This is a genomic window from Deltaproteobacteria bacterium, assembly GCA_019308995.1.
In the GTDB taxonomy this organism is placed as follows: domain Bacteria; phylum Desulfobacterota; class Desulfarculia; order Adiutricales; family JAFDHD01; genus JAFDHD01.
Genome location: JAFDHD010000125.1, coordinates 1 through 11,062, shown reverse-complemented (window position 1 = coordinate 11,062; position 11,062 = coordinate 1). Strand labels below are relative to the sequence as shown.

The window sequence follows — 11,062 nt, the reverse complement described above, 5'->3', positions numbered from 1 at the left end:
TCAAACCATACAATATAAAAAACAGTATCTATAAAGAAACCGTGTATTCTGCCTTCGTTTCTAGATAATTGAAACTGCAGAGGTTCTTCCACTATTTCTTCTTCGTTTGGAAACCCAAAACAACTTTCTGAAACTTGATCCCAATGAATTCGATGGCATCTTAATGCTCTTCGTTCGTTTCTGATTTCCGTTGGAGTTTTATCACACAGGGTTTTCAATCTTTTTATCAACGAAAGAAACCAGTTAACTTTTTTATGATCATATTTGAATCTATCATTTAAATTATCTAAATATTTATAAGAAAAAGATATACGGTTCTCAAGGGGTGGGACGGGGGGAATCAGCTTCTTGGGTTTATTTTCAATCGGCTGTTTTTTAATTTTCTTCGACAATGAACTGTTTATAGTATTTTTTCATTGTTTCTTTAGAAATTATATTATGTGATGGAGTATCTGGGGGCAACCCCTGCCTTGCATTAGCCCAAGGGTCTTCACGGTGGGTTCTTCTCTGCAAGTTATAAGCGGATTCTCCCAAAAATAAATCACTTATCTCTTCTAATAATTCCTCGGCATCGGGAGTAAAATTGAGTTTATTTATTGAATCACGACAAATGGGATTCCAGCCAAATTCTTTATATTCACGATAAAGAGTGGGGCAAACCGGGCCATATACCCATGCCTCAAAGTCATCCTGAAATAAGGGTTTGTCAAAAACCGCCAAATGAAAGGCTTGAGCATAAAATACTAGCTTCTGTAACTTAAGGTTTGTTAAAAGCTCGCCCGTTTCTGATGCCTTCCACAGAAAATAATCTGCTACATCATAAACAGTAGGCATAATAGCTCTCCCCCCTTCCCCCTCATTTCAACAATGTATTGTATTATAATTTTTGTCAAGTATAACATAATCTAATATAGTTTGTATACCTTAATTTAATTTTCTACCTTTATCTGGGACAGCCCGAAAATAAATTAGCTGGCCTTATCCTTTTCAGAGGCAAAGACAGGCATAGTTATCTTGACTTCAGTGCCCCGGCCTTTGCGGCTGGTTAGAAAAAAAGAGCCGCCTTGATGCTCCTCCACGATCTTTTTCGAGACAGGCAGACCGAGCCCGGTCCCCTGGCTCTTGGTGGTAAAGAAAGGCGTCAGGACCTTGTCAATATCTTCCTCGGGTATGCCCGGCCCGGTGTCGGCAATGGTGACTTCAATTTTATCTTCAGAAAGTAGAGACCGGATCAAGAGCGTGCCTTTCTCTTCCATGGCCTCGATGCTGTTCTTGACCAGGTTAAGAAAAACCTGCTGCAATCTGCCTCGATCACCCTTGACCAGCGCCGGTGCGGGCATGAGGTCCTTCACCACCGTGAGCCCTTTGTTTTTATAACTTTGTTCGGTCAAGGCGCATGTTTCCCGGAGCAGTTCGTTGATATCAACCTCTTCAAGACTCAAGGCTCGATGCAGGTAAAGGTCATTGAGCTCCTTAAGAAGCGCTTCCAGCCGGCTCACTTCCTTGGTGATGATGTTTAATTTTTTCAGGTCCTCTTCCCTGTCCGCCTGCTTTATCAACTGCCGGGCAAAGCCGCCGATCATCATCAGGGGATTTTTAATCTCATGAGTCACCTCGGCCACGACCTGACCCAGCGCGGCCAGCTGCTCGGCGCGGCGCACTTTCTCCTCGATGGCCTTTCTTTCGGTCAAATCCCTGACAATGGCGGTAAAAAACAAGCGGTCCTGAACGTGAGCCACAGAGAAAGAAATCAGAGCGGGAAAGGTTTCCCCGTTTTTGCGGCTGGCGGTCAGCTCCGAGGCGTGTCCGATCAGCTTCGGCTCTCTGGCCTTGATATACCGCTGCACCGCCTGATCATGATTCTCGGGGCAGGTGGGGCCCAGAATTTTGTTTAAATCCTGCCCCATAACCTCTTCGGAGGGGTATCCAAAAGTTATTTCTGCGGCGCGGTTGTAAAAGACGATCTTATGGTTTTCATCAATGGTTACAAAGGCCTCACCGGCACTCTCCACCGCTCCCTTGAGAATAATCAGTTCGTCCTTTTCTTCTCTTTGAGAGATGGCTCCATTCACACCAGCGGCTGTTCCTGTTTTAGCTGATCCGCTCACGAATCACCCCTGAGATCAAAGGCCGAACATGCACGGCTTCCTTTGGCCAGATCGGTTTTTCCGGTTTTACCTGAATAAATCCAGGACTTCTTCAAGGCGGGGTTGATCAAAACCAACCATGACTATGTCATCCACGGATATCACCGGAATGCTTCGAGCACTGCCAGAAATTTTCTTCATCTCTTCCAGGGCGTCCTGGTCCGCGGTGACATCGTAATCATCGAAGGCGACGCCTTTTTCGGTCAGGAACTCCTTGGTCTTGCGGCAGTATGGGCAGGTGGGGCTGGAATAAATCTTGACCGTTTTTGCCATTACTACTCCTCTTTTGGTTCTTTGAAAAAATCTGTGGGTTGTCAAACTATATTTTTATCTCCGGAGCACCGGCCGATTTACGGCGGCGCAATTCCGACGAGCTTTTTAGAGGCCCATTCTCATCGCACCNNTTATCATCTGAGACTAAAAAATATTTGCTCCTGACGTATAATTTTCTATGAAAAAACAGTTTGTTATCCTGAATGGGCTTAACCGTTCACCCACAGATTTTTTTGAAGAGGCTTAAATGGAAGGACATGCTCAAGCATGGTGCGGCCTGGAAAACGGGCAGGCCTTATTTCTTCAGGTTGACCAGCTGCAAAGACAGCCGCTTGTGATGAGTCAGCTCCTCCTTGACAAGCTGGTCAATCATGTTTCGTCCCTGGGCCTCTTCTGTTTTATCCTTCATGGTCAGAAAGAAAACGATGGAATCCTTTTCAAACTGGATGGCCAGTTTCAGGGCGTCTTCCGCACTGGCAATGCTCGCCAACCGTCGGTCCACGTCTTCATCCGTCCGGAAGACATGCATCCCGGCCATCATGTTCAGATACTGATTGCTCTCGTTTTCCGGGTCCCAGATCGTTTGATCTGCGGCCGCCGGCGGCAGCTTGGTCTTAAGCGCCATGAAAAACTCATGATGCTGAACCTCCTCCAGGGCCAGAGATTTGAACAACTCCTTTACTTCAGGGTCCTCAACTTTATCCTGAGCTTTATCGTAAAAGATTTTCCCGTTCTCCTCAATCGCGATGGCTATGTCAAAGACCTCGGCGGCGTTGAACCCATAAAGCATCACTCGTTCTCCTTAACCCTGCCCTGCCAGGCGTGCCTTATGTTTTTGGCCTGGCTTAACAGTTTGTTATCTTTACTTATACCATTTTCTCCCTGGGAATGAATTATTCTTTTTCAAATTCATCCTTTGAGGCCCCGCACACCGGGCAGGTCCAGTCATCTGGAATGTCCTCAAACTTTGTTCCCGCGGGAATGTCGTTGTCTGGATCGCCTTCAGCAGGATCGTACACATAGCCGCAAATTTCGCAAACATACCTGTCCATTATTTTAGTCTCCTTATGTTATGGCAGTCTGATTCAGAACGGGGTCTGACGCCCCGAAGGTATGAATTGCCTGAAATGTAAATAGATTTAAAGCCATTATATTAGAGGTTCAAGGCAGGAGTCAATTCTGCCTTTAAGCCGAAGCTGCAATGTTAACTTGATCCCCTAGGCTCTCTTGGCCTGCCGGTAAAGGGGCGACATATTCCGCAGGGTGGCCGTCACCTTGGCCAGCACTTCCAGGAACCGGTCAATATCCGCCTCCGAGGTCTCCTGTCCAAAGCTCAGGATCAGAGTGCCCTGGGCATCGGCAAAGTCCACACCGATGGAGACAAGGACGTGAGAGGCCCGCAGAGAGCCTGAGGCGCAGGCCGACCTGGTCGAAACATAGACGCCTTCCTCGTCCAGCATCAGGACAATGCTTTCCCCTTCGATATATTTTATGGAGACCGAGACGAGGTTGGGCAGGGAGAATTCCGGGTGGCCGTTGATACTGATGTCCTCAATCCTTTCATTGAGGCCCTGGAGCAATTTCTCCTTCAGGATTTTAGAATGCCGGATACGGCGCTCCATATCCCGAAGAGCCAGGTCGGCGGCGACACCAGCGCCAATGACGCCGATCAGGTTTTCAGTGCCAGCCCGTTTGTTGTTTTCCTGAGCGCCGCCGTCAATGAGGGACCAGAGTCCGGTGCCGCGGCGGATATAGAGGCCGCCCACGCCTGAAGGCCCGTAGAACTGGTTGGCGGAGAAGCTGAGCAGGTCCACCCCCAGGTCCTGGACATCAATGGAAACGGCCCCGACCGAAGCCACGGCGTCCGTATGAAAAATGACCTTTTTTTCTTTTGTGATCTCAGCGATTTCCTTAATCGGTTGGATGGTGCCGATTTCATTGTTGCCATGCATGATGGATACGAGGGTTGTTTCACTGGTGATGGCGCGCGCCACGTCCTCCGGATTGACACGGCCGTATTCGTCCACCGGAACCGAGGTGACCTGATAACCCAGATGAGTCAAACGGCGCAGGGATTTCAAGACGGCGTTGTGCTCAACATTGGAGGTGACAATATGCCTGCCTTTGTCCGCCTTGGCCCAGGCAACGCCCTTGAGGGCATGGTTAATGGATTCGCTGCCGCTGGAGGTGAAGATAACCTCGCCTGGCGAGGCGGTGTTGATCAAGCGGGCCACAGACTCCCGGGCCCCCTCCAGGGCTGCGGTGGCCTGATCGCCCAGCCGGTGAGGGCTTGAAGGGTTGCCATAGTTCTTCTTGATGGCCTCGATCATGGCCCCCGCCACTTCAGGCAGGAGCGGATTGGACGAGATATAGTCCAGATTGATAATATTCATTGCAGGACCTCTTTGTTAAAAAACCTCAATGTTCCAGCTCAACGGCCTGGCCGCAGTTAGCACAGAAAGGCTTCTCCTCAATATCAGAAGGCAGCTCGGCGTCGCAATACGGACAGTAGCATGTGTCGCCGTGGGTATGTTCGTGTTTCTCTGCCTCGGGTTTGACCCGCACCTTGCCCGTCTTTCTGTCTTCGTAATCCTTGATGGCCATCTGTAGCGCATCCGCTCCCAGGTTCGAGCAGTGCAGCTTGTTCTTGGGCAGATCTTCCAGGGCCTGGGCCACATCCTTGTTGGTGATCTTTTTGGCCTCTTCCAGGGTCTTGCCTTTGGCCATCTCAGTTAGCATGCTGGAGACGGCGATGGCCGCGCCGCAGCCAAAGGTCAGGAACTTGATATCCTCAATCCGGTCTTGCTCGACCTTGAGGAAGATGGTCATAATATCTCCGCAGACAGGGTTGCCTACTTCGCCCACGCCGTCTGCATCTTTAATCTCCCCGACATTTCTGGGATTTTTAAAATGATCCTTAACTGTTTCGGAATACATCTTCAGCCACCTCCGTTTTATCTTTACAAAGTAAACTTAACTACGAAGCTATAAAAAATCAAGCCTTATCAGAGTCGGATTTATTATGACAGCCGTCACCCTTTTTCGAAAGCAGTTTATTATGAATCTACCTCATGAAAGGAGGGCCGAATCGCTTGAAACAACTGAACACCGCGGCTTCGGCCCTCTAAAATAAGCCTGGCTTTAAGCCCGGTTACGCCGGCTAAGCCGGTTAAGCCCGGTTACGCCGGTTAGGCCGGTTACGCCGGTTACGCCTTCCACAGGCCGTGCAGGTTGCAGTACTCCCTGGCGGTAATCTGCCTTGCGTCAATCATGAACTTTGCTTCAGGGGCGTCCCCGGGGTTCAGGAAGCAACGATAAGTCTTTCCGTCGGCCACGGCCTGAATCCATTCGATATAGTGCTTCTCCTCCATGGGGTGAGCCACGCTGCCAACCTTGACCTTGAAGCCGCCTTCGATCTTCTCAATGACAGGCACATGCTTCTCCCTGGCCGCGTCAACCGTATTTTCGGCATAAAGCTTCATGGGTTCTCCGCAGCAAACCAGTTCGCCCTTGCCTGCGTGAAGCACCTCCACGATGTTTCCACACTTCTCACACTTGTAAATCTGTAATTTTTCAGCCACGTTCGTACCTCCTTTGTTCTAAGCCGCACCGCGGCCCAGCTGTTCTAGCTTCACAGCCCTGGTTAAAGGCCTAATAATTCTCGCCCAGCAGTTCGAAATAAGCCTGGGGATGAGCGCAAGCCGGGCAGACTTCCGGCGCTTCTTCACCTTCATGTAGATACCCACAGTTCAGGCAGCGCCAGACTACCGGCTTGTCTCTCTTAAAGACCTGACCCGCCTCAACATTTCGAAGCAGGTCGTTGTACCGCTTCTCATGCTGCTTCTCGGCCTTCGCGATACTCGTGAAAATGGCAGCCACGTCCTCAAAACCCTCCTCATTAGCCTTTTTAGCAAAAGAAGGATACATTTCTGTCCATTCATAATTTTCACCGGCAGCAGAGGCCTTGAGGTTCTCAGCCGTGGAGCCAATGACCCCGGCCGGAAAAGCCGCCTGGACCTCAACCTCTCCACCCTCCAGCAGCTTAAAGAGCCTCTTGGCATGCTCCTTCTCCTGGTTGGCCGTTTCTTCAAAGATATTGGCTATCTGCATAAATTCGTCTTTCCTGGCCTGACTGGCAAAGTAGGTGTAGCGATTGCGGGCCTGAGACTCCCCGGCAAAAGCAGTCAAAATGTTCTTTTCAGTTTCCGTGCCTGTTAACCTTCCCATTTTTTACCTCCAGATTTTAATGAGTTAGGGTTTCCCTTCATACTTCAATTTAATATTGATGAAATTTCCATTTCCATAGCCAGAGGCCATTTTAGTTTAAACCCGGTCAGGATGAACCCCTGGCCTGACAGTCCGGGCAGAGCCCTTCAAATACCACTTGGCAGCCAAGGATTTGGTAGTCACTCACTCCCTGAAGAGAATTCTCCAGGAAATCAAACGGTTCAATCGGAGCATCATCCAGCCGCCCGCAGGAGACACATCTGATATGAAAATGCTTATCCAGGTTCCCTTCGTATCTCCTCAGGCTGCCTCCCTGTTCGTATTTTTTTATGAAACCGTTTTCAGTCAGAAGCTCCAGGTTGCGGTACACGGTCCCCAGGCTGATGCGAGGCAGCTGCCTCCGCACGGTCTGAAAAACTTCATCCGCGGTGGGGTGGCTTTTACTCTGCCTCAGGCACTTTATGATGGCCTGACGCTGGGGGGTCATTTTTAATTTACGGCTATAAATCATCTCAGACCGTGATTAATAACTATTATCATTCAAATTATTTTCTGGAAAACCTGCCTTGTCAACCCCTTCATCAAAAAAAAATAAAGAAAATATTGTCTGGGAGACCCGCTTCGCAGGCAACCTGACCTACAACTGAAAACATCGGGATGGCGTTGTCGCTGACGCTCCTCGCGAGTGAATTGCATCATGATATCAAGAGGTAATAAAAATGAATGATGAACAGGTCCGGCTCAGGGCCGTATTTTCATCAAAGAGCCTGGCCTGCTGATTAGGGTTCCCCTGCCAGGTTCAAGCGCCAGCCTCTCAACCGACCACCCAGATGGCCTGGCCTTCGGCTTGCCGGATGACGCGGTCGCTCACGCTGCCCAGGAAATGAGAACGGCCCAGGCCTCGACGCCCTAAAACAATGGTCCCGTATCCACCTTCCTGCGCGGCCTTGAGGATGGTCCGGGCAATACCCAGCACGATCTCTCGATCCTCGAACGTGATGCGGTCCGCGGAAAAACCGGCCTGGCGCAGGATCTGGGTGGCGCGCGGGGTGAAGTCGTCCAGGCAGGCCTGGTTTCCCTGGATCAGGTCTTGTTCCAGCATTTCGAGTTCACCTTCAATATCCTTTAGCGTCTCGCCCATCTCGTCGAGGTCAATCGAACACACGTTCTGCAGTTTCGGAACGACGTGCAAAAAATGGATCTCTGCCTCAGGATTGCCCCCGAGTATGAAGGCCACATGATCCACGGCCTTGAGGCTCGACTCCGAACCATCAATAGCCACCATCACCCTGGGCCTGGGGACCTGATGGTCAATAACCCACAGCGGCACATTGGTGGCGTGCTGCACCAGCTGGCTGGAGACTGAGCCCATGAACAGCTCCTGCGCCCCGGTCAGGCCTCGCCGGCCCACCAGCAAGGCGTCATACATGCCCCGCTCGGCCTCATTGATGATGTCCTTGGCCAGGCCGGTGCGTCGAGGCGCCAGCTTTTTCTGGATGCGCTCCGCAGGAACATGAGCCGCGACCAGTTGGGTCTTGGCCTTTTCCAGGACCTTCTCGCCCTCGGCCTGGTTGACCTCTTTGAGTCTTCTGAGTTTGTCACGCATGCCCTTGTTGGTCCGTGCGCCCTCCTCAAGATAAGGCGGCATAGACGGCAGAACGTGAAGCAAAACGATGTGCAGGTCCGGGATGAAACGGCTCATATTTACCGTGTAATCCACGGCGTGCGACGCGAATCGCGAACCGTCCATGGCAATCAAGACCTTGCGCTGGGCTTCCTCCTGCTGAGATTTCGGCGACATATTCTTTTCCCCCCATTCAGGCCGGATTTTTCTTCATAAAATGACGGTTCCACACCGGAAGTACAGTCTTAAACCGCTTCTTAAAATTATAACCACATGTAAAGGGTTTTCAAGCGGCCCTGGCCCGGGCCTTGCTCAACCATCGCTCCTGCCAAGCACGGAGCTCTTTCATACTACCCCGACCCAATATCCAAAGCTTGACCAGGGGGATACGATGTATGTTCCCTTTCCCACTCAAAAAAACGCAAGAGGCTTTGCTATTGATTGAAAGAGTGGTAGAATTGAAATAATAATTATCATGGGTAACCTGGCTGCTTTAGTTTTAGAGCTGGTGCGGGGAGTTTAGTGAACTGATGTGCTTTAAAAGAGATACGGTCCAAAGCTTAGGTCGCCTGCTGAAAGTAGAAGTAAGTTGAGATCAACCGGGCTTCGGCCTGGATTAAGAAGGAGCCGGTTTACTCTAAGATAGGGACAAACTAACACAGAACCGAAGGAGGGTTAAATGGTTGGAATCTGCTCTTACGGTGGATATGTACCGCGGTATCGAATGAACCGCATGATGATCTATGACGCCATGGGTTGGCTCAACCCGGCCACTATTACCAACGCCAGAGGCGAAAAAGCCGTAGCCAACTTTGACGAAGACAGCATCACCATGGCCGTGGCCGCCGGGATTGACTGTCTGCGCGGACAGGACCGTAATGATGTGGGTGGTATTTACTTTGCTTCAACTACCATGCCTTTTAAGGAAAGGCAGAACGCAGGCATTGTCTCATCTGCCTTGTCTCTGGGTGATCAGATTCGCACGGCAGACTTTTCCGGCGGACTCAAATGTTCGACAACGGCGCTGCTTGCCGCTTTGGAGGCGGTTGAGGCTAAGGCCGTTAAGAATATGATCGCCTGTGCGGCTGAATGCCGTTTGGGCAAACCGGCCTCGCCCCAGGAAATGATATTTGGCGACGCAGCCGCGGCCTTCCTGGTGGGCAACGAAAACGTGATCGCCGAGTTCAAGGGTTCATTTTCCACAAGCTTCGACTTTGTGGATCACTTCCGGGGTCAGTTTGCTAAATACGACCGTCAGTGGGAAGATCGCTGGATTCGTGATCTGGGCTTTGAGCACATCATCCCAGGCACCCTCAAAGGCTTCCTGGATAAATATTCGCTCAAAATAGAAGATTTCTCTAAGGTGATCTACCCCTGCCATTACGGCGCCGAGCGCAAGAAGCTGAATAAAATCCTGGGGATTGCCTCGGAGATGGACCCGAACAATCTGCTTACCGAGGTCGGTGATTCCGGCGCGGCCCAGACCATGGTTGTCCTGGCCCATGCCTTGGAAGACGCCAACCCTGGTGATAATATTATGGTCATCAGTTTTGGCAGCGGCAGCGATATCATCTGGTTCAGGGCCACGGATAAGATTACCGGGGCCAAACACGCTCGGGGGATTTCCGGGTATCTTGCCGACAAGACTGCTCTGGACAAATACACCAAGTACCTCGTCTGGCGGGATATTATACCTGCGGAGCTCGGCCCGCGCGCCGAAGAGGACGTCTGGACGCGCTGGTCCTTTGACTGGCGCAAGCGCAGGGCTATTTATGGTTTGTGGGGCAGCCGGTGCCTCGCCTGTGGAACCGTCCAGTTTCCGCCTCAACGTGTGTGTGTCAATCCGGAGTGTGGAGCGATTGATAAGATGGAGGACTTCCTCCTTTCAGATAAAACGGCCAGGATTTTCAATTACACCGGAGACAACCTGGCGGCGTCCAACGACCCGCCAGCCATTTACGGAACCGTGGAATTCGAGGCAGGGGGCCGGTATCAATTCGATTTTACGGATTGCGATCTGGATTCCCTGTCGGTGGGCATGGAGATGGAAATGAGCTTTCGCCGCAGAACCTATGATCCCAAGCGGGACATTTCCAGGTATTTTTGGAAAGCCGTCCCAAAGAAGGAGGTAAAGTAATATGACGATAGGAATCAGCAACCGAGTGGCTATTGTCGGTATGGGCTGCACCCGTTTCGGGGAACGCTGGGAGTCTAGCGCTGAAGACCTGATGGTTGAGGCCTTTGTGGAATGCCTGGAAGACACCGGTATTGAAAAAAAGGAAATCCAGGCAGCCTACTTCGGGACCCACTTTGACGAGGTCAACGTGGGTAAGGCGACCATACCGCTGTCCAATACCTTGAAACTGCCTTACATCCCGGTTACCCGCGTCGAAAACTACTGCGCTACGGCAACCGAGGCCTTTCGAGCCGCCTGTTATTCCGTGGCGGCCGGAATATACGACATCGTACTGGCCCTGGGTGTGGAAAAGCTCAAGGATACCGGATACGGCGGCCTGCCTGCCAGCGGCGCCATGGGTGTCCTGGGCTCGACTATCGGCCCCAACGCCACGGCGCCTGGCAGCTTCGCCCTCCTGGCTACAGCCTACGCGGCCAAATACAACATCCCCATGGAAAAAATCAAGGACGCCATCGCCCACGTTTCAGCCAAAAGCCACGCCAATGGCGCGCTGAATCCAAAGGCTCACCTTCGTCGGGCCGTGACTGAAGAGCAGATCAAGGCCGCGCCAATGATCGCTTATCCCCTGGGTCTGTTCGACTGCTGCGGCGTGTC

The 11,062-nt window shown here is 51.3% G+C and carries 13 protein-coding genes; 2 read left to right on the top strand and 11 right to left on the bottom strand.

What is annotated here, in order from left to right:
* Positions 1 to 375: 375 nt before the first annotated feature.
* The 11 genes from JRI95_14940 to JRI95_14890 all read right to left on the bottom strand — a co-directional run bounded on the left by JRI95_14940 (position 376) and on the right by JRI95_14890 (position 8,448).
* Positions 376 to 834: a SocA family protein gene (locus JRI95_14940; protein ID MBW2062839.1), complete on the bottom strand. Its 459-nt coding sequence runs from the start codon at positions 832 to 834 to the stop codon at positions 376 to 378.
* Between the two features lie 134 nt (positions 835 to 968).
* Positions 969 to 2,108 carry a PAS domain S-box protein gene (locus JRI95_14935; protein MBW2062838.1) on the bottom strand — a complete coding sequence of 380 codons (1,140 nt, stop codon included), beginning with the start codon at positions 2,106 to 2,108 and terminating at the stop codon, positions 969 to 971.
* A gap of 66 nt (positions 2,109 to 2,174) precedes the next feature.
* On the bottom strand, positions 2,175 to 2,420 hold the full coding sequence (locus JRI95_14930; GenBank protein ID MBW2062837.1) for a glutaredoxin family protein: 246 nt from the start codon (positions 2,418 to 2,420) through the stop codon (positions 2,175 to 2,177).
* Between the two features lie 295 nt (positions 2,421 to 2,715).
* Complete coding sequence (locus tag JRI95_14925; GenBank protein ID MBW2062836.1) at positions 2,716 to 3,213, bottom strand: ferritin family protein; 498 nt, start codon at positions 3,211 to 3,213, stop codon at positions 2,716 to 2,718.
* Between the two features lie 100 nt (positions 3,214 to 3,313).
* Positions 3,314 to 3,472 carry a rubredoxin gene (locus tag JRI95_14920; GenBank protein ID MBW2062835.1) on the bottom strand — a complete coding sequence of 53 codons (159 nt, stop codon included), beginning with the start codon at positions 3,470 to 3,472 and terminating at the stop codon, positions 3,314 to 3,316.
* Positions 3,473 to 3,637: 165 nt separating this feature from the next.
* Complete coding sequence (locus tag JRI95_14915; protein MBW2062834.1) at positions 3,638 to 4,813, bottom strand: cysteine desulfurase; 1,176 nt, start codon at positions 4,811 to 4,813, stop codon at positions 3,638 to 3,640.
* Between the two features lie 25 nt (positions 4,814 to 4,838).
* Positions 4,839 to 5,357 carry a Fe-S cluster assembly scaffold protein NifU gene (gene nifU / locus JRI95_14910; GenBank protein MBW2062833.1) on the bottom strand — a complete coding sequence of 173 codons (519 nt, stop codon included), beginning with the start codon at positions 5,355 to 5,357 and terminating at the stop codon, positions 4,839 to 4,841.
* A gap of 269 nt (positions 5,358 to 5,626) precedes the next feature.
* Entirely contained in the window at positions 5,627 to 6,001 is a 375-nt protein-coding gene (locus tag JRI95_14905; GenBank protein MBW2062832.1) for a desulfoferrodoxin, read from the bottom strand.
* 70 nt (positions 6,002 to 6,071) lie between these two features.
* A complete protein-coding gene (locus JRI95_14900) occupies positions 6,072 to 6,647 on the bottom strand; it encodes a rubrerythrin family protein (GenBank protein MBW2062831.1) in 576 nt (191 codons plus the stop codon).
* A gap of 106 nt (positions 6,648 to 6,753) precedes the next feature.
* Positions 6,754 to 7,158 (bottom strand): transcriptional repressor, encoded by a 405-nt coding sequence (locus JRI95_14895; GenBank protein MBW2062830.1) that lies wholly within the window; start codon positions 7,156 to 7,158, stop codon positions 6,754 to 6,756.
* A gap of 303 nt (positions 7,159 to 7,461) precedes the next feature.
* The gene (locus JRI95_14890; GenBank protein MBW2062829.1) at positions 7,462 to 8,448 is read right to left on the bottom strand and encodes a universal stress protein; all 987 of its coding nucleotides are present in this window, start codon (positions 8,446 to 8,448) and stop codon (positions 7,462 to 7,464) included.
* Positions 8,449 to 8,950: 502 nt separating this feature from the next.
* Between JRI95_14890 and JRI95_14885 the strand changes: the two genes are divergently transcribed.
* The gene (locus tag JRI95_14885) at positions 8,951 to 10,408 is read left to right on the top strand and encodes an OB-fold domain-containing protein (GenBank protein MBW2062828.1); all 1,458 of its coding nucleotides are present in this window, start codon (positions 8,951 to 8,953) and stop codon (positions 10,406 to 10,408) included.
* Position 10,409: 1 nt separating this feature from the next.
* Positions 10,410 to 11,062: acetyl-CoA acetyltransferase (locus JRI95_14880; GenBank protein ID MBW2062827.1), on the top strand; the 653-nt coding region annotated here is incomplete at its 3' end.